Annotated in this window: 17 protein-coding genes and 1 tRNA gene; 7 read left to right on the plus strand and 11 right to left on the minus strand. The window is 69.1% G+C overall.

All coding sequences use genetic code 11. The annotated features are described in order from the left end of the window. Positions 1–13 precede the first annotated feature (13 nt). The gene (locus ACQP1O_RS33250; protein WP_433562327.1) at positions 14–286 is read left to right on the plus strand and encodes a hypothetical protein; all 273 of its coding nucleotides are present in this window, start codon (positions 14–16) and stop codon (positions 284–286) included. A gap of 295 nt (positions 287–581) precedes the next feature. Beyond that, entirely contained in the window at positions 582–1670 is a 1089-nt protein-coding gene (locus tag ACQP1O_RS33255; RefSeq protein ID WP_433562328.1) for a site-specific integrase, read from the plus strand. A 65-nt stretch (positions 1671–1735) separates the two neighbouring features. Here ACQP1O_RS33255 and ACQP1O_RS33260 read toward each other — a convergent pair. Next, positions 1736–1808 (minus strand) — tRNA-Asn (locus tag ACQP1O_RS33260). Positions 1809–1984: 176 nt separating this feature from the next. Between ACQP1O_RS33260 and ACQP1O_RS33265 the strand changes: the two genes are divergently transcribed. Next, positions 1985–2230 (plus strand): hypothetical protein, encoded by a 246-nt coding sequence (locus ACQP1O_RS33265; RefSeq protein ID WP_040863090.1) that lies wholly within the window; start codon positions 1985–1987, stop codon positions 2228–2230. Between the two features lie 206 nt (positions 2231–2436). Here ACQP1O_RS33265 and dnaG read toward each other — a convergent pair whose 3' ends face one another. Then, positions 2437–4353: a DNA primase gene (dnaG, locus tag ACQP1O_RS33270; protein ID WP_433562329.1), complete on the minus strand. Its 1917-nt coding sequence runs from the start codon at positions 4351–4353 to the stop codon at positions 2437–2439. A 207-nt stretch (positions 4354–4560) separates the two neighbouring features. Here dnaG and ACQP1O_RS33275 point away from each other — a divergent pair, with 207 nt between their 5' ends. Genes ACQP1O_RS33275 through ACQP1O_RS33285 form a run of 3 tightly spaced genes read left to right on the plus strand, consistent with a single transcriptional unit; the run spans position 4561 to position 6407 of the window. Beyond that, positions 4561–5151, plus strand: a complete 591-nt coding sequence (locus ACQP1O_RS33275; protein WP_433562330.1) for an energy-coupling factor transporter transmembrane component T family protein — start codon at positions 4561–4563, stop codon at positions 5149–5151. 33 nt (positions 5152–5184) lie between these two features. After that, complete coding sequence (locus ACQP1O_RS33280) at positions 5185–5733, plus strand: biotin transporter BioY (protein ID WP_433562331.1); 549 nt, start codon at positions 5185–5187, stop codon at positions 5731–5733. Continuing rightward, on the plus strand, positions 5730–6407 hold the full coding sequence (locus ACQP1O_RS33285; protein WP_433562332.1) for an energy-coupling factor ABC transporter ATP-binding protein: 678 nt from the start codon (positions 5730–5732) through the stop codon (positions 6405–6407). The genes ACQP1O_RS33280 and ACQP1O_RS33285 overlap by 4 nt, the downstream gene beginning before the upstream one ends. Before the next feature lie 51 nt (positions 6408–6458). Here ACQP1O_RS33285 and ACQP1O_RS33290 read toward each other — a convergent pair whose 3' ends face one another. From ACQP1O_RS33290 to ACQP1O_RS33305, 4 genes are all read right to left on the minus strand, one after another. Beyond that, complete coding sequence (locus ACQP1O_RS33290; protein ID WP_433562333.1) at positions 6459–7163, minus strand: HalD/BesD family halogenase; 705 nt, start codon at positions 7161–7163, stop codon at positions 6459–6461. A gap of 29 nt (positions 7164–7192) precedes the next feature. After that, positions 7193–8461: a deoxyguanosinetriphosphate triphosphohydrolase gene (locus ACQP1O_RS33295; protein WP_433567880.1), complete on the minus strand. Its 1269-nt coding sequence runs from the start codon at positions 8459–8461 to the stop codon at positions 7193–7195. 3 nt (positions 8462–8464) lie between these two features. Next, a complete protein-coding gene (locus tag ACQP1O_RS33300) occupies positions 8465–9043 on the minus strand; it encodes a YdcF family protein (RefSeq protein WP_433567881.1) in 579 nt (192 codons plus the stop codon). Between the two features lie 119 nt (positions 9044–9162). Beyond that, positions 9163–9858 carry an MBL fold metallo-hydrolase gene (locus tag ACQP1O_RS33305; RefSeq protein ID WP_433562334.1) on the minus strand — a complete coding sequence of 232 codons (696 nt, stop codon included), beginning with the start codon at positions 9856–9858 and terminating at the stop codon, positions 9163–9165. A 61-nt stretch (positions 9859–9919) separates the two neighbouring features. Between ACQP1O_RS33305 and ACQP1O_RS33310 the strand changes: the two genes are divergently transcribed. Continuing rightward, the gene (locus tag ACQP1O_RS33310) at positions 9920–11917 is read left to right on the plus strand and encodes a TPM domain-containing protein (RefSeq protein WP_433562335.1); all 1998 of its coding nucleotides are present in this window, start codon (positions 9920–9922) and stop codon (positions 11915–11917) included. A gap of 72 nt (positions 11918–11989) precedes the next feature. Here the strand turns inward: ACQP1O_RS33310 and ACQP1O_RS33315 are convergent, their stop codons facing one another. From ACQP1O_RS33315 to ACQP1O_RS33335, 5 genes are all read right to left on the minus strand, one after another. After that, positions 11990–12595, minus strand: coding sequence for a response regulator (locus tag ACQP1O_RS33315; protein ID WP_433562336.1), 606 nt, complete (start codon positions 12593–12595; stop codon positions 11990–11992). Continuing rightward, positions 12592–13728, minus strand: coding sequence for a sensor histidine kinase (locus ACQP1O_RS33320; protein WP_433562337.1), 1137 nt, complete (start codon positions 13726–13728; stop codon positions 12592–12594). The genes ACQP1O_RS33315 and ACQP1O_RS33320 overlap by 4 nt, the downstream gene beginning before the upstream one ends. A 181-nt stretch (positions 13729–13909) precedes the next feature. Beyond that, positions 13910–14680: an ABC transporter permease gene (locus ACQP1O_RS33325; RefSeq protein ID WP_433562338.1), complete on the minus strand. Its 771-nt coding sequence runs from the start codon at positions 14678–14680 to the stop codon at positions 13910–13912. Beyond that, positions 14677–15627, minus strand: a complete 951-nt coding sequence (locus tag ACQP1O_RS33330) for an ABC transporter ATP-binding protein (protein ID WP_433562339.1) — start codon at positions 15625–15627, stop codon at positions 14677–14679. Before ACQP1O_RS33330 ends, ACQP1O_RS33325 begins: the two co-directional genes overlap by 4 nt. A gap of 91 nt (positions 15628–15718) precedes the next feature. Beyond that, a complete protein-coding gene (locus tag ACQP1O_RS33335) occupies positions 15719–17158 on the minus strand; it encodes a molybdopterin-dependent oxidoreductase (RefSeq protein WP_433562340.1) in 1440 nt (479 codons plus the stop codon). Between the last annotated feature and the right edge of the window lie 26 nt (positions 17159–17184).

Here is a 17184-nt window from a genome sequence, read left to right on the forward strand (position 1 = left end):
AAGGATCCATCAAATGACCACCTACACAGACGAATTCGGTATCGCACCTATGGTCACTGCGAAGGACACGCCAGTGTCCTCGGAGTGGGCGTACACGAACGAGGCCGCTCGAATCATCCATTGTCACCCGGAAGTACTCCGGCGGTGGCACCGTGAGGGCAGCGCGCCGTTCGACCTGCCCAAGCCGAAGCGACGGGGACGGCGCTATCTCTGGAACGTCGGTGCCCTCCGCGCCGCGATGGAGGCGATGCAGACCGACGAAGGGCGAGATCACCGCCATGGCTAGGACCGGCCGACCGCCTCGCCCGCTGGGTGTCCCAGGTGCCGTGACTTTGACCGAACTCCGCCCAGGGCACTGGCAAGCAGCAACTTGGGTCAGAGATCGAAGCGGCAAACCTCGGCGGGTAAGGCGGGTATCGCCGGAGCGCTACGACAGCATCGGCCGCCGGATTCCCGATCGAGATGGAAGTCGAGCAGAGGCGGCGGTCCGGGCTGCTGCGGCACTATTGTCACCCGAGACCGATTCTCAGGTGACAGCGCGGACCACTGTGGCTCAGCTATGGACGTTCTACCGCGCGCACTTGATCAAGAAGGACCGTGCCGACGGCACTCTGCGCTCCTATGATCGCTGGGCCGCGATGCTGGTTCAGCAGTACGGGTACCGCCGCATCGGGGCCGACGAGTTCAAAACCGCTACCGCGGAAGCCTTCCTGGACTCGGTGGCCGACGGGCACGGGCGTGCATCGATGCTGAACGCACGATCGATGCTGTCGGGTATGTTCCGGTTCGCGGTGCGTAAGGCGGCAATCGACGTGAATCCTGTTCGCGAAGCGGAGATCCCGGAAAACGTCGCGCCCAAGGGTCGCACTGGCGGCGCCGGCGTCATCGAGGTCGAGGATCTGCGTTTCATTCTGGCCTCGCTGTACTGGTCGACCGTGCCGTGTCCACGCAAGCTCACCAAAGCCGAGCAGCAGCGTGGAATCCGTTCCTACACACCGCCGACCGTCGCCGAGTATTGCGAGGATGCAGATCTCGCGGACCTGATGGCGCTCACCGCGGCCATCGGGCAGCGCCCCAGCCAGATCTTGGGTTTGGCGTGGCCGTTCTACAAACGCAAAAAGAAGACGATCCGCACCGTCGGCAAGGTAATCCGCGTCAAAGGCAAGGGTCTCGTCCGAGTCGTCAAGGACAACGATCCGAAGAATCCACAGGGCGAGATCGCCCTGCCGGATTTCGCTGTCGAGATCCTCGACCGCCGCTGGGAACGGTTGGAAGCACGGAAGCGCGAAAACCCGCCGCCGCCGACCTATACGGTGGACCTTATTTTTCCGTCGTTCGACTGGACGCTGCGCGACCCAGTGAACGTCAACCATCAGTGGCAAAGAGTCCGAGAAGCGTTGGAGCTACCCGATGATCTGGTGCCCTACTCGTTCCGCAAGTTCATGGCACTACTACTCGATGACGCCGGCCTGTCCGCGCGCGTGACCGCTGATGTGCTGCAGCACGCCGATCCCGCGATGACTCAGCGCAAATACATGGCTCGCGGCCGAGTCCATCACCAGGCAGCTGCCCTGGTCCACGAAGCAGTGATGCATCGACACGACAATGCCGAACAAGATCACGACGAAAGTGGACGCGCCCGGAGTTTCTGGACACTTTCTGGACCATAGATAGATCCAGGTACGAATTAGGCCCCTGACCTTTTCGCTTGCGCGCTGGTCAGGGGCCTTTTCGGCTCCCCCATCTGGACTCGAACCAGAAACCTGCCGATTAACAGTCGGCTGCTCTGCCAATTGAGCTATAGGGGATTGTTTCCCTGGCTGGCCCTCTCGGACCGGCCGGGGAAAACTTTAGCGTATCGGTTGTACAGTTCCCAAATCGCCGCTCTACCTGCGTGGATGTGGGTGGGGTGCCGGATCGACAGGTGGGGGTGGGGTCGGGCAGGATGTGGGGGCAGGCTGGTCTATGGGAGGAGCTTCTCGGGATGCTGCGGTTGTTCATCGGTGTTGCGGCCGGGTATGTGCTCGGCGCAAAGGCCGGGCGGGCTCGGTATGAGCAGATCAGTAAGACGACCCGCGCTATCAGCGAGAGCCCGGTCACACGGAAGGTCGTGATGATGGGGCGGCAGAAGCTCGCGGACAAGCTGAGCACCCAGCCGAAGCTGGAACCGATGGTGCCGCTGGACGAGCGCACCACCATCCTCGTGCCGCAGGATCAGCTGCGCCGCTGACGGATTGGGGCCTCCCCCACCCACATCTCGAAACCCATGAACCTGCCGATCCACAGTCGGCAGGTCTATCGGTCGTGCCCTGAGGCACGCCACGCCCCTGCCTCGGCGGCGAGCTTCGCCGCCTGCCGACCGAGCGCGCCGCCTCCGGCATGAGAGCTACCCGCTCCCGGTATCAGAGCTGCCCGCTCACGGGGACGAGAGCGGCGTCAGCGGCCGACCGCGAAGTCGCCCGAGTTGCCCATGGCCTGGGTTAGAAGACTCTTCCGGTACTGCTCCAAGGCGACCAGGTCGCCGAACAATGCCATGTACCCCTCGGACTGTTCGGTCGAGGAGATGCGCTGGAGTTTGGACTTCAGTTCGGCGATCTGGCGGCCGACCCAGGACTCCTGCGTGCGGGCCAGGACGCCGGTCACGAAGCGGGGGATGTCGTCGGCGGACTTCACCGGGAGGGGCTCGGCGGCCAGTTCGGAGACCAGGGCCCGCAGGGTGAGGTCGTCGGTGTTGTCGGCGACCGAGGCGACCCATTCCGCGCCGGTCAGACCGCTGGCGGTGCCACCGGCCTCGGCAATGGCGGCACGGACCGCGATGTAGGCGGGCTGGGTGAAGGCTTCCGGCTCCAGGGCATCGAAGACGGGGCCCGCGAAGGCGGGGTACTGCAGTGCGGCGGCCAGGGTTTGGCGCTGCGGGAGCAGGGTGGGGTCGTGGGGGTTGGGGCGGGCGGCGGGGTGCTCGGTGACCTCTTGGCGCGCTTGACGTTCGGGGATGCCGGGCTTGGCGCCGGTGCGGGCGCCCTTGCGGGCTTCATCGCCGACGCGGCGCACGACCTGCTGGATGTCGTCCCAGCCGACCCAGCCGGCCAGTTTGGTGGCGTACGCCTTGCGGAGGGCGAAGTCCTTGATCTGGGAGACGACGGGGACGGCGCGGCGGAGCGCCTCGACCTGGCCCTCGGGGGAATCCAGATTGTGTTCGGCGAGCAGGCCGCGGATGACGAACTCGTACAACGGGACTCGGCGGGCGACCAGGTCGCGGACCGCGCCGTCGCCATTGCGCTGACGGAGTTCGCAGGGGTCGAGGCCGTCGGGGGCCACGGCGATGTAGGTCTGGCCGGCCAGTTTCTGGTCGCCGGAGAAGGCCTTCAGGGCGGCGGCCTGACCCGCCTCGTCACCGTCGAAGGTGTAGATGATCTCGCCGCGCCAGAAGTTGTCGTCCATGAGCAGGCGGCGCAGGATGGCGAGATGCTCGTCGCCGAAGGCGGTGCCGCAGGAGGCGACAGCGGTCTTGACGCCCGCCATGTGCATGGCCATGACGTCGGTGTAGCCCTCGACGACGACGGCCTGATGGCCCTTGGCGATCTCGCGCTTGGCGTGATCGAGGCCGAACAGCACCTGAGACTTCTTGTACAGCAACGTTTCCGAGGTGTTGATGTATTTGGCGGTCATGGTGTCGTCGTCGTACAGGCGGCGCGCGCCGAAACCGATGACCTCGCCGCCGAGATTGCGGATGGGCCACAGCAGGCGGCGGTTGAAACGGTCCATGGGACCGCGCTGGCCCTGCTTGGACAGGCCCGCGGCCTCCAGCTCCTTGAAGTCGAAACCCTTGCGCAGCAAGTGTTTCGTGAGCGTGTCCCAGCCGCCGGGGGCGTAGCCGCAGCCGAACTGGCGGGCGGCGTTGTGGTCGAAGTTGCGGTCGGTGAGGTACTTGCGGGCCGCTTCCGCGCCGGGCTCGCCGAGCTGGGAGACATAGAACTCGTGCGCGGCGGCATTGGCGGCGACCAGGCGGGAGCGGGTGCCGCGGTCGCGCTGCACGGAGGTGCCGCCACCCTCGTAGTTGATCTTGTAGCCGATGCGGTCGGCCAGCTGCTCGACCGCCTCGACGAAACCGACGTGCTCGATCTTCTGCAGGAAGGCGAAGGCGTCGCCGCCCTCACCGCAGCCGAAGCAGTGGAAGACGCCGTGATTGGGGCGCACATGGAAGGACGGGGACCTCTCGTCGTGGAAGGGGCACAGGCCCTTCATGGAGTCGGCGCCGGCGCGCTTCAGAGTGACGTACTCACCCACGACATCCTCGATCCGGACACGTTCACGAATCGCCGCGATATCGCGGTCAGGAAGTCGGCCTGCCACGCAGCGAGTCTAGCGCTCCCCCGCCTCCGGTCCCGCCTCCCCGAGCCTTCAGCGCACAACTGAGAGCCGTTGGCCGTTCTACACGCGTGGCGGCGGTCAGGGGCGACGAGAATTTTGGACGTACCCGACGAGTTACCCCACTCGCAGCGAGATCAGTTGTCCCGTCCCCGACGACGAACCATGGAACCGGGCTGCGAGGATCTACCAGTGCTCAGCCTCTATCACGACGCCCGGACGCCGGTGCATGCTGCGCCCGCCGGGGTGAAGGTGCTGGTGCTGGCGGTAGCGGGGACGGCGTTGTTCTTCGTGCCGTCGATCGTGTGGGTGGGGGTCGTGCTGGTCGTGGTGCTGGGTTTGTATGCGGTCGCGCGGATTCCGTGGCGGACGACCGGGCGGCAAGTTCTCGGGCTGGCACCGTTTCTCGTATTGATCGTGGTCGCGCAGGTGATCTTCACGGGCCGGCACACCGCGATCCTGGTCGGCGAGCGACTGCTCACGCTGGTTCTGCTGGCCAATCTGGTGACACTCACCACACGCACCTCGGCCATGGTCGAGACCATCGAGCGGGCGCTCGGTCCGCTCCGGCCGCTGGGTGTGCGCCCCGAGCGCGTGGGGCTGCTGGTCGCCATGACCATCCGATTCATCCCCGTCATCCGTGACCAGGCCGAACTCGTGCGCTCGGCCCAGCGCGCCCGCGGTATCGAACGCAGCACGGTCTTCCTGGTACCGCTACTGATCCGCACACTCCGCATGGCCGACGGGGTCGGCGAGGCGCTGGACGCCCGCGGCCTGGACTGAAGGGTGCGAACCGGGGCCATTTAGGATGCCTCGGTGCGTAGTAGGGATTTGGCGCAGATCGCGCTGTTCGCGGCAATCATGGTGGTGTTGGGATTCTTCCCGCTCATTCAGCTGCCGGGAGCCTTCGCGCCGTTCACCTCGCAAACCCTGGGCGTCATCCTGGCCGGGTCGATTCTGGGCGCCAAGCGCGGCGCGCTGGCCATCCTGCTGTTCGATGTGCTGGTCTTCGCGGGCCTGCCGGTGCTGCCGGGCGGACGTGGCGGGCTGTCGGTGATCATGGGCCCGACGGGTGGCTTCGTGATCGCCTATCCGATCGGAGCACTGGTGATCGGGCTGCTCACCGAACGCCTGTGGCGGTACTACAACCTGCCCATCGCCCTGCTGATCAACTTCCTGGGCGGCGCGATCGTGCTGTACGCCATCGGCATTCCGTGGATGGCCGCCGCCGCGCACATCTCGCTGGGCAAGGCGATCACCACCTCGGTCGCGTTCCTGCCGGGCGATGTGATCAAGACGTTCATCGGATCGGCGGCCGCCGTGGCGGTCCGGAAGGCGTATCCGATGATCCCGGCGCGCGCATGATCGAGCTCGACGGCGTCGCGCATCGGTTCGGGGAGCATGAGGTCCTCCGCGACCTCGATCTGCGCCTGAGCGAGAACCGGATTGCCGTGGTCGGCTCCAACGGGTCCGGCAAATCGACATTCGCGCGGCTGCTCAACGGGTTGCAGGTGCCCACCGACGGCAAGGTCCGCGTCGACGGCCTCGATACGCGTAAGCAGGGCAGGGCCGTTCGCAAACTGGTCGGATTCGTCTTCCAGGATCCGGACGTGCAGATCGTCATGCCGACCGTCGCCGAGGATCTGGCCTTCGGGCTCAAACACCACGGCGTCGCCAAAACCGAGATCCCGGACCGCGTCAGCGCGACCCTCGCCGAGTACGGCCTCACCGAATTCCGCGACCATCCCGCGCATCTGCTCAGCGGCGGGCAGAAGCAGCTGCTCGCGATCGCCGCGGTGCTGTCGGTGGGACCGAAGTACGTGGTGTTCGACGAACCCACCACCCTGCTGGACCTGCGCAACAAGCGTCGCATCTCCCGTCTGCTGCACGAACTTCCGCAGCAGCTGATCGTGGTCTCCCACGATCTGGACCTGCTCGCGGACTTCGACCGCGTACTCGTCTTCGACGAGGGCCGCATCGTGGCGGACGGCCCGCCCACCGAATGCATCGCCCGGTACGTGGCCATGCACTCGAACTGAGCGACCCGCTGGTTCGGCACGGGCGGATTCACGCGCCCCGAGATGCCCGGCTCACTCCTCGCGGCCGAACAGATGCCGACGCACGTGGGCGTTCAACCGCTGCCCCGGCCGCGAATTGAACGCCATGTGCACACTCACCCGCGGGATCTCCCCCTGCACCGGCGTCACCCGATGCCGTGATCGCCGCCCGGCGTGCAGCACCAGCGTCCCCGGCACGGTCGGCAGCATCTTCACCATGTGCCGGTGCCGCATGGGCAGCCCGCCCCCGCGCTCGATGAAAGCCCCGGGCAGCGGTATGTATTCGAGCGCCCCGCCCCGCTCCGGCGCGACGATGTGCAGCATCACGGTGTAATCGGACAGGTCGTAGTGCCAGTCCTGCACATCCCCGTTCTCGTGGATCTGCACCGTCATGGCCCCCAGCTCGTCGGCCGAGCGGTACGCCTGCTCCCCTACCAGGTGGGACACGAACTCCCGCAATGGTTCCCAGTGGTAGAGCGCCTTCAGGGGCGACAAATCCGGAATCCGATCGCACGCGACCGTGTACTCGAACCGCATGGCGTCGCCCAGCCCGTCCGAGAGCACATCCGCGGCCATCTCGGTCACCGCGGCGGGGCGCAGGAATTCGGGCAGCACGGTGACACCGCTGACCAGGAAGTCCGCCTGCGCCCGCTCGATCACCTCGCGCAGCCGCGCTACCGACCTCCGGTCCAGCGGGTAGCGATCCAGGTCGACTATGCCGTCCACCTCGCGTGTCATCACGCCCCCTGCCGCCGGTTCCACCGGATTCAGGGTATCGCGGCGGCGACCCGTTCCAGGCGGCTCTCGGTGTAGGACGCGATCTGATCGACGATCACCCGCACCCGCGCGGTGTCGTCGCCGGCCGCCTCCCACCACGGCAGCAGCAGCCGGTCCAGCCCGTGCGGGGCGGCGGCCAGCAGCCGGTCGGCGACCAGCAGGATGCGTTCGCGCTGCCCGGCCTGGCGCACCCGGTGGATCGGGTCGGAGAGCACGTAGCGCAGCGCCATGGTCTTGAGCACCGCGACCTCGGCGGCCACGATGCGCGGTACCTCCAGATCGGCGGTGTAGCGCGACAATTGGCGTCCGCCCCAGGCTGCGCGGGTGGCCTCCACGGCGGCGGTGGCGAAACGGCCGACCAGGTCGCTGGTCAGCCGTTTCAGGGCCACGGAGGCGCGCAGGGAACCGTCGTGTTCGACGGCGGCGGAGACCACCGGCATCTCCGAGAGCCGCTGCGCGGCGGCGACCAGCTCCTCCAGCGTCAGCGAAGGATGCTGGCGCGCACCGAGTTCCGCGAGCGCGACCTGTTCGACCGGGTCGGCCAGCGCCCGCAGATCGATGCGGCCCACGATCACCCCGTCCTCGACATCGTGCACCGAGTACGCGACATCGTCGGACCAGTCCATGATCTGCGATTCCAGGCACTGGCGGCGATCCGGCGCGCCCTTGCGCACCCAGTCCAGGCGGTCCATGTCGATGCCGTACGCGCCGAACTTGGATCCGGGACCCGTTCTGCCCCACGGGTATTTGATGACGGCGTCCAGTGCGGCCCGGGTCGGGTTGAGCCCGACGCTGACGCCCTGATCGTCGATGACCTTCGGCTCCAGCCGGGTGAGGATGCGCAGGTTCTGCGCATTGCCCTCGAAACCGCCGTGCGCGTCGGCGAATTGGTCGAGCGCCTGTTCGCCATTGTGGCCGTAGGGGGGATGCCCGATGTCGTGCGCCATCCCGGCCAGATCCACCAGATCGGGATCACAGCCCAGGCTGTCGGCGATGCTCCGGCCGATCTGGGCGACCTCCAGCGAGTGGGTCAGCCGCGTGCGCGGGGTGTCCCCATCGCGCGGACCCATGACCTGCGTCTTGTCCGCCAGCCGTCGCAGGGCCGCGGAATGCAGCACTCGCGCCCGATCCCGCGCGAATTCACTGCGGCGGGCCGGGCACGGCGACCAGCTCAGTCCCGCGGTCCGCTCGGTTTCGGGCACCATGCGCTCCCGATCGGCCTCGGAGTACACACCGTCATAGTCGATACGCGCGTTCATCACTCACTGATCCGCCGTGTATTTGAAATCCGCCGAAAAATGGGTCAGCTGGTACCAGAGCAAGGCGAAGGTCTCCCGGAAGATGCCGTGCGCCTGCGATTCCCGGGTGTACACCGCCGGGCCGGTGCGGGTGGGCGCGGTCCAGGCGGCCAGCCCGGTATCACGCATCATGGTGCGGGTGCGCAGTGAATGCCAGGGGTCGCTGACCAGCACCACCGACGACTTACCGCGCGCCAGCAGCGCTCTCGACACCGCCTCCACGCTCTGCAGGGTGTCGGAACCGGTTTCGACGGCCAGGATCCGATCCTCCGGCACGCCACGGTCTTTCAGATAGTTCTTGCCCGACGCCGCCTCGGTGTAGTTGTCACCGACCTGCTTGCCGCCCACGGTGACGATCATGGGCGCGATCTGCTTGCGGAACAGCTTGTACGCCTGGTCCAGTCGCGCCTCGAACACCGAGGACGGCGTGCCGTCGTATTGAGCCGCGCCCAGCACCACGATGGCGTCGGCCGGGGAATAGTCGTCGATGCGGGCCACCTGCCAGACCCGCACGGCGGTGCCGCCCACCACCAGGACACCCATGAGCAGCGAGCCGACCAGCAGTCGCCGGGCCCAGCGCAGCACGCCGTGTCCGCCCGGGGGGTTGGCGGAGGTGATGTCCCGGACCGGACAGTCCGGTTCGGTCGGGCGATTCCGGAGTTTCACCAACCGCGTCGCCGCCACTCGGGCAACTGCGGGCGCTCCACCCCGAGGGTGGTGTCGTCGCCGTGGCCCGGGTACACCGCGGTGTCGTCCGGGTAGCGGCCGAAGAGTTTGGTCTCGACATCGCCGAGTAGCGAGGTGAACTGCTCCGGTGAGAGGGTGCGGCCCACGCCTCCCGGGAACAGTGAGTCACCGGTGAAGAGGTGCGTGCGGCCGGCGCTGTCCTCGAGCGCCAGTGCGACCGAGCCGGGCGTGTGCCCGCGCAGGTGGATGGCTTCCAGCTCCAGCTCACCGACCTGGACACGGTCGCCGTCCGCGAGCAGGCGGGCCGGGGCGACGGGCAGCGGGTCGGCGTCCAGCGCGTGGGCGGCGGTGGGAGTCTCGGTCGCCTTCACGACATCCGGCAGCGCGATCCAGTGGTCCCGGTGCTGATGCGTGGTGACGATGAGTTCCACCCGGCCCGGCGCCTCCTGGCCGATCAGCTCGAGAATCCGGTCCGCCTCATTGGCGGCATCGATGAGCAGCGTCGCGCCGGTGGCGGCGCACTGCACCAGATAGGTGTTGTTGTCCATGGCGCCCACCGACATTTTCACGATGCGCGCACCCGGCACCTCACGCTGCTGCGGGTTGGAGCCGGGCGAGACGTGTCCCGTGTAGGGCGAATCGATCGTGATCACGTCCCCGATCGTAGTCATGGCCGTCGACACAGTGTGCGGAAGAAACCGACCCTCGGCGTTCCAGAGTTAGATTCGAGACATGCGGCTACCGAAGCAGCTGTTCCTCCTCGTGATCGGCTTGCTCCTGGCCTCGGCCCTCGTCGGCGGGCGGGCCGCACCGGCGACGGCCGACGCGCCGCTGCGGTTGGCCGGCTATGTGACCGACCGTGCCGGCGCGCTCGATCCGGGGCAGACCGCGGAACTGCAGCAGGCCATCGACTCGCTGTACTCGCACGACCATGAGCGGCTGTGGGTCGTCTACGTGCGCAATTTCAATGGGATGGACTCACATTCGTGGGGTGAGCAGACCGCGCGGCTGTCCGGGTTCGGGGATCGGGACGTGCTGCTGTCGGTGGCCGTGGACGATCGGGCCTACGCGTTCACGGGGACCCTGCCCAGGTCGGTCAGCGACAAGGACCTGGACAAGCTGCTGATCGACCAGGTCGAACCCAAGCTGCGGGCCGGGGATTGGGCCGGGGCCGGGCTGGCCGTGGCGAGCGGGCTGTCGCACGCCATGAGCGGGTCCGGCAGTGTCGGCATCGGGCCGCTGCTGATCCTGGCGCTATTGGTGGTGGCAGCGGTGCTGGGTGTGTGGCTGTGGTCACGGCGGCGCAAGACGCGGCGCGAACGCTCGATGATGGAGTCGGCTCGCAAGACCGATCCGACCGATACCGCGGCCTTGGAAGCCCTCCCCCTGGTCGTCCTGGACGCGTTGTCCAAGGAAACCCTCGTCGACACCGACAACGCCATTCGCACCAGCACCGAGGAATTGCGGCTGGCTACCGACGAATTCGGGACCACCGCCACCGCGCCGTTCACCGCCGCGCTCGCGGGCGCAAAGAACGCTCTGGCCAAGGCCTTCTCGATTCGCCAGCAACTCGATGACGACATTCCCGAGACGCCCGACCAGCAGCAGCGCATGCTGGTCGAGCTGATCAGCAGCTGCGGCAGCGCGAATCGGGAACTCGACGCCAAGGTCGGCGAGTTCGACGCCATGCGCGATCTGCTCATCAATGCCGGGGAGCGGCTGGACGCGCTGACCCGGGCCATGGTGGAGCTGACCGCGCGGCTGCCGAAATCGCAGGCCACGCTCACCCAGCTGGTGGCCGACCACCCGGCCTCGGTGCTCGCGCCCATCCGCGACAACGTGGGCATGGCGCAGGAGCGAATCGGGTTCGCGGAGCGGACGATCGAGGACGGGCGAGCCGCGGTCGCCAAACCCGTAGGCCGGCAAGGCGCGGCGGTCGGGGACATCCGCGCCGCCGAATCCGCCGTGGATGCGGCCCGCACGCTGCTCGACGCGGTCGACACCGCCGCCATCGATATCGACCAGGCCCGCGCCGGATTGCCCGCCATCGTCGAGGAACTGCGACGCGACCTGGCCACCGCCGCGGGTCTGTCCGACCACGGCGGGACCGAATTGCCCAGCGCCACAGCGGCTGCTCGCACCGCCCTGGACCAGGCCACCGCCGATGCCGCCACCAACCCGCTCGGCGTCTTCCGCCGGGCCGTCGCCGCCGATGCCACCCTCGACCAGGCCATCGCCTCGGCCACCGACCGCAAGCGCGCCGCCGATGAGCTGCGCCGCCGACTCGACCAGACCCTGACCGCTGCCCGCAGCCAGGTCAATGCCGCGGCCGACTTCATCAGCACCCGCCGCGGTGGCGTGGACGCCGAACCCCGTACCCGGCTCGCCGAAGCCCAGCGCAGCCTGGCTCGAGCCGAGCAGCAGGCCCCCGCCGACCCGGCCCAGGCCCTCCAATCCGCCCAGCGCGCAGCCGAACTCGGCGCCCGCGCCCTCCACACCGCCCAGGCCGCCGTCCGTGACTGGCAGGCCCAGCAGCAGCGCGTCACCTCCGGCTCCCAGACCGGCGCCATCCTCGGCGGCATCCTCATCGACGGCATGCTCCGCGGCATGGGCAACGAATACCGTCGCGGCGGAGGCGGTTTCGGCGGAGGAGGAGGCGGCAGCTACGGCCCCGGCTCCTTCGGCGGCTCCGACGGCTCCCGCCGCATCAGCCGTGGCGGCCGCTTCTGAGCACGTCGACGGCGGGCGCTCGATCCGTTCGGCCGTGGGCATCCCACAGCAATTGGCGCACGTACCGGATCGCTACAGCCAGCCGAGGCGTTCGGCGGCATTGACCGCTTCGGCGCGGGTTCGGGTGCCGGTCTTGCCTATTGCGGAGGAGAGGTGGTTGCGGACCGTGCCTTCGGAGAGGTGGAGTTGTTTGGCGATGGCGCCGGCGGTCGCGCCGGTGGAGGCCGCGGCGAGGACTTCGCGTTCCCGGGCGGTCAGGGGTGAGGTTCCGGCGGTGAGGGTTTCGGTGGCGAGGGCGGGGTCGACGACGCGCAGGCCCATGTGGACGCGGCGCACGGCGTCGGCCAATTCTCTGGCGGGCGTGTCCTTGACGACGAAGCCCGAGGCTCCGGCGTCGATGGCACGGCGGAGGTAGCCGGGGCGGCCGAAGGTGGTGACCATGAGAATGCGGACCTCGGGGTGGGCCGCGTGCACCTGAGCCGCGGCCGAGATGCCGTCCTGGCCCGGCATTTCCACGTCCAGCAGGGCCACGTCGGGGGCGGTGCGTGCGACGGCGGCGAGCACCTCGTCGCCCCGGCCCACCTCGGCGACCACCTCGAGATCGGGTTCGAGGCTGAGCAGGGCGGCGAGGGCGCCGCGCACCAGGGCCTGGTCGTCGGCGAGCAGCAGTTTGATCATTCCGGCTCCTTGATGGTCGCCGGAAAGCTTGCCAGCACCCGCAATCCGCCCTCCGGCCGGTTGGCGAGGGTGAGGCTGCCGCCGGTGGCCTGCACCCGCTCGCGCAGGCCGGCCAGGCCGGAGCCGGTGCGCGCCGACTCGCTCATGCCGACACCGTCGTCGGACACCTCGATGCTGGTGGGAGTGACCCGCACTCGGCAGTGGGCGGCGCCGCTGTGCCGCACCACATTGGTGACGGATTCGCGCAGTACCCAGCCGAACACCACGCTGTGACGGATCGGCAGATCGTCGGAATCCGGTAGCTCGGCCTCGATTTCGGCGGCGCGCAGCGCGGTGCGCGCATTGGCCAGCTCACCCGCCAGCGACACCTCGCGCAGGCCACCGACGGTGGTGCGCACCCCGGCCAGGGCCTCCCGGGCCAGTCGCTCCACATCAGCCATCTCGGCTTTCGCCCGGTTCGGGTCGAGATCGATGAGTCGTTGCGCCAGTTCGGTTTTCACCGTGATGACGGTCAGCGAGTGGCCGAGGATGTCGTGCACGTCGCGCCCGACCCGCAGCCGTTCCTCCGCCACGGCCAGCTCGGTGAGCTGCTTACGCGCCAGGTACAGCTGGTGATTGCGTACCAGGATCACGCGGATCCCGCCGACCGCGAAGCCCGCCAGTGCGATCGACTGGATGAGCCCGTAGTCCGGTGGCTGCCCGGTGGCCAGTTGCGGTGCCACCCCGAAGGCCACGATCAGCGCCAGCTCCAACGGGATCGCCAACCGGACCGGCGCGCTGAAGCCGATATAGGAGGCCAGGTAGACACCCATGCTCAGCACCGAGGAGTGCAGCGTGACCGCGGCCGCCAGGATCAGCGCCGTCTGCGCGGCCAGGGGAATCAGTACCGTCCGCACCTCCGGGTTCGGCGGCCATGCCCCGCCCGCCTGCCGGCCACCCCGGACCAGCTGCCAGTACGACCCGATGTAGCAGACGCCGAAGGCCACGATCACCGTGAGCGTGTATGCCCGGGCCACCGGGTTCTCCAACTCCCACCCGCGCCGCAGCGGCTCGATCAGATATACCGCCCACACCGCCGCGAACAGCGGCCCGAACCGCCGCCGTCGCTGAATGCCCTCGTCCTCCGCGTCCACAGAGCCGGACGCTACACCGAACAGGACCGGTCGCGGCGACAGCCGCCGACCGCCTGTGCGACGGGCGGATCGATCCCTGTCCGGGCCGCCATGGTCCACGGCGCCGTTCCACACCGCGCGGGCAGACGCGCCGAGATCCGGCCGGGCGGTGTGCTCGGCCGGACCGGTGTCCCCGAATCGTTCAGCGGGCGGTGTCACGGCGGAAGAGGTAAGCGGAGCCGAGGGTGAAAACGGCCGCCCAGGTCACGACGTTCACGATGGCCAGGACGATGCCCCCGGCACTGGGCTGGGCGAAGGGGGCACGGGCGAGTACCGCTATTCCGTTGGTGGGCACCAGTTTCGAGACGATCTCCAACCAGCCGTGCAGCGGGTTGAACAGGCCGCCGGCGAAGGACAGCAGGGCCAGGGAGACGCCGAGCAGCTGCATGACGTTCTCGGCGGGCAGCAGGTAGCCCATGAACAGGCCGAAGGCGGCGAAGACCAGCGAGCCCAGCCAGGCGATCAGGAAGCAGCTCACCCACGCCGACGCCGGCAGGTGTGCGCCGAAGACGGCTCCGGCCACGAAAACCACTGTCACCGAGAGCAATCCGAGCACCATGGCCACCAGGATCTTGGTGGCGATGTAGGCCAGCGGGTGCAGCGGGGTCAGACGCAACTGGCGGCTCCAGCCCGCCGCGCGCTCGACGGCCACCCGGGCCGCGCCGGTGGAGGTCGCCAGCAGCGCGCCGTAGACGGCCATGGAGACCATGACGTAGCCGGTGGCATTGCCGGTGCCGAAACCCTCGCTGCGATAGCCGGCGCTGGTGCCGAAGATGATGAAGAACAGCGGCGGCATGACCAGGGCGAACAGGACGGTGCGCTTGTCGCGCAGGGTGCGGCGCAGTTCCAGGCGCAGGAAGGCGGGCCGGAATCCGCCCAGCGGTCGTGCGGGCCAGGTGTCGAGGGTGATCATCGGTGGTCTCCCGTTGTGGTCAGGGCGAGGAACGCGTCCTCCAGGTTGTGTCCGGAGATCTCCAGGTCGACGGCTTCGGTGGCGGTCAGCAGGTGGCGGGCCACCACGTCGGAGTCCTTGGCGCGCACGATGATCCGGCTCCCCCGCTGCTCCACCTGGTCGACACCGGGCAGGGCCAGCAGTCGCGCCGGATCGGCGGCGGGCAGGGTGGCGCTGATGGTGCGGCCCGCGGCCAGGCTCTTGATCCGGGCGGCGCTGCCGTCGGCCACCACCCGCCCGGCCCGCACCAGCACGATCCGGTCGGCGTAGGCGTCGGCCTCGTCGAGGTAGTGGGTGGCGAACAGGACGGTGCGGCCGCGGCGGGCGTCGTCGCGGATGGCGTGCCAGAAGTCCCGCCGCCCTTCGACATCCATGCCGGTGGTGGGTTCGTCGAGCACGACGAGGTCGGGATCGGGCAGCAGGGCCAGTGCGAAACGCAGCCGCTGCTGCTGGCCGCCGGAACATTTCCCGACGGGCCGGTCGGCGATGTCGTCGATCCCGGCCCGCACCAGCACCTCCCGGACCGGGCGCGGGCGCGCGTGCAGGGTGGCGATCAGCCGCACGGTCTCGCCCACGGTCAGGTCCGGCAGCAGGCCGCCGGACTGCATTACCACCGAAACCCGTCCCCCGGCAATGGCTTCCGCGGGTGTCGCGCCGAAGACCCGCACCTCCCCCGCGTCCGGCCGGGCGAGGCCGAGCAGCATGTCGATGGTGGTCGTCTTGCCCGCGCCATTGGGCCCGAGGAAGGCGACGATCTCCCCCGGCCGCACCGTCAGATCCAGTCCGTCCACGGCGCGCACCGTCCCACCGGGCGCGGCGAAAGTCTTGACCAGCCCCCGTATCTCGATGGCCGGAGCAGTCGCGTACCCGGGCCGCTGGACCGCGATGCCGTCAGCAGTAGCGTTCATGGCTCTACTGTCGGCCGCCGGGGTCCGCGGCACCTCCGTCGTCCGTCACTACTCGGCCATGACAGATGTCATGGCCGGTGCCCGCGGTGGACTAGGCGGTGACCGTGACCGTGTGCAGACCGCCCGGGCCGAGCGGGAAGGGCGGACGTTCGACCGAGTCCTGGACCTCGCCGGAGCGGCTGGTCACACGGGCCTGGAGGGTGTGGGCGCCCGGCGGGAGATCGACGAGGGTGCGCCAGCGCCGCCAGGCGGCCGGCGCCAGTTCGGAGCCGAGCTCGACCGGGAACCATTCGGTTTCGTCGATACGGAGTTCGACACCCGCGACCCCGTGGGGCGGGGCCCAGGCCACACCCGCGACCGTGAACTTGCCGGAATCCGTGCCGCCGCAGGTGGCCACGTCGATGCGGGCCTGCGGGCGCACCCACAGCGGCTCGACCGGCCAGCCGCGCTTGCACCAGTAGTCGACATGGGTGTCGTCGGCGAGTTCGAGCTCGGTGATCCACTTCACCCCGGAGTACTGCCCGTAGATGCCGGGCACGAAAACCCGCGCGGGGAAGCCGTGTTCGGGCGGCAGCGGTTCGCCGTTCATGCCGATGACCAGGTAGCCGGGCCATTCGCCGGTGCGCAGCGGTTCCAGCGGCAGCGAGATGGTGTAGCCGTCGGCGGCGCGGGTGACCAGCCGGGTCGCCCCGGCTTCGGGGACGGCGTGGTCGAGCAGCGCGGTCAGCGGGACACCGAACCAGCGGGCATTGCCGCAGCGGCCCGAGCCGGCCGTATTGTGCACGCACACCATGACGGCGTCGAATTCCACGGCCTGCTCGGCCAGATCGGCCAGTGACAGCCGCAGGTGATGGGCCACCCGGCCGCCGATGGCCAGCCGCCACTGGGCGGGATCGATGCGCGGCGGCCGCGAATTCACGTCCGCCACATAGAATTTGCCCGCGGGTGTGATCAGTGGTGACAGTCCCGGTTCCAGCCCGATGCCGTCCTCGGGGACGGGCACGTGCGCACCCCACGACCCGGACCGCCGCGCCGCCTCGCGGTACCGCAGATCCTCGCGGCGCACCAGCACCTCGGCGGCGGCGAGCATGCCGATTCCCGCTGCCGCCCACAGCAATCCGTGACGAGGTGCGGTGGTCCGGCGGAGTCCGGCGCGCAGCAGCGCCGCCGCGGCCACGCCACCGGTCGCGCCGGGCACCGACCGGTTGGCGCTGCGCAGTGCCGCGGCCGCCGTTCCCGCGCCGAAGGCCACCGCGGCGGGGGTCCGCAGCCGCGGCGGCAGCAGGGCCATCCCGGCGGCCGCGGCGACGCCACCGAGGGCCACCCCGAACCGGGTCATCTCCTTGTCGTGCTCCCCGGCCTGCGCCACCATGGTCTCGACCACCGGCACGGGCGCGTAGTCCGCGGCCAGCCGCCCGATTCCGTCGAGCACGGACCCGCCCCTGGCCGCGGCGAGCAGCTCGCCCGCGCCGAGCGCACCCAGCCCCACCGCCGCCGCCCCCAGCAGCCGCCGTTTCCCGTTCACCGACACTTGCCCGAACCTTCCGTAACCGACCG

This window comes from Nocardia sp. CA-151230 (assembly GCF_050942175.1).
Lineage (GTDB): Bacteria > Actinomycetota > Actinomycetes > Mycobacteriales > Mycobacteriaceae > Nocardia.

Excerpts from the sequence above, each read along its gene's own strand:
- ACQP1O_RS33250 (WP_433562327.1), top strand. The coding sequence starts at position 14 with ATGACCACCTACACAGACGAATTCGGTATCGCACCTATGGTCACTGCG.
- ACQP1O_RS33265 (WP_040863090.1), top strand. The coding sequence starts at position 1,985 with ATGCTGCGGTTGTTCATCGGTGTTGCGGCCGGGTATGTGCTCGGCGCA.
- ACQP1O_RS33285 (WP_433562332.1), top strand. The coding sequence starts at position 5,730 with ATGATCGAGCTCGACGGCGTCGCGCATCGGTTCGGGGAGCATGAGGTC.
- ACQP1O_RS33290 (WP_433562333.1), bottom strand. The coding sequence starts at position 7,163 with ATGACACGCGAGGTGGACGGCATAGTCGACCTGGATCGCTACCCGCTG.
- ACQP1O_RS33295 (WP_433567880.1), bottom strand. The coding sequence starts at position 8,461 with ATGAACGCGCGTATCGACTATGACGGTGTGTACTCCGAGGCCGATCGG.
- ACQP1O_RS33300 (WP_433567881.1), bottom strand. The coding sequence starts at position 9,043 with ATGGGTGTCCTGGTGGTGGGCGGCACCGCCGTGCGGGTCTGGCAGGTG.
- ACQP1O_RS33305 (WP_433562334.1), bottom strand. The coding sequence starts at position 9,858 with ATGACTACGATCGGGGACGTGATCACGATCGATTCGCCCTACACGGGA.
- ACQP1O_RS33310 (WP_433562335.1), top strand. The coding sequence starts at position 9,920 with ATGCGGCTACCGAAGCAGCTGTTCCTCCTCGTGATCGGCTTGCTCCTG.
- ACQP1O_RS33315 (WP_433562336.1), bottom strand. The coding sequence starts at position 12,595 with ATGATCAAACTGCTGCTCGCCGACGACCAGGCCCTGGTGCGCGGCGCC.
- ACQP1O_RS33325 (WP_433562338.1), bottom strand. The coding sequence starts at position 14,680 with ATGATCACCCTCGACACCTGGCCCGCACGACCGCTGGGCGGATTCCGG.
- ACQP1O_RS33330 (WP_433562339.1), bottom strand. The coding sequence starts at position 15,627 with ATGAACGCTACTGCTGACGGCATCGCGGTCCAGCGGCCCGGGTACGCG.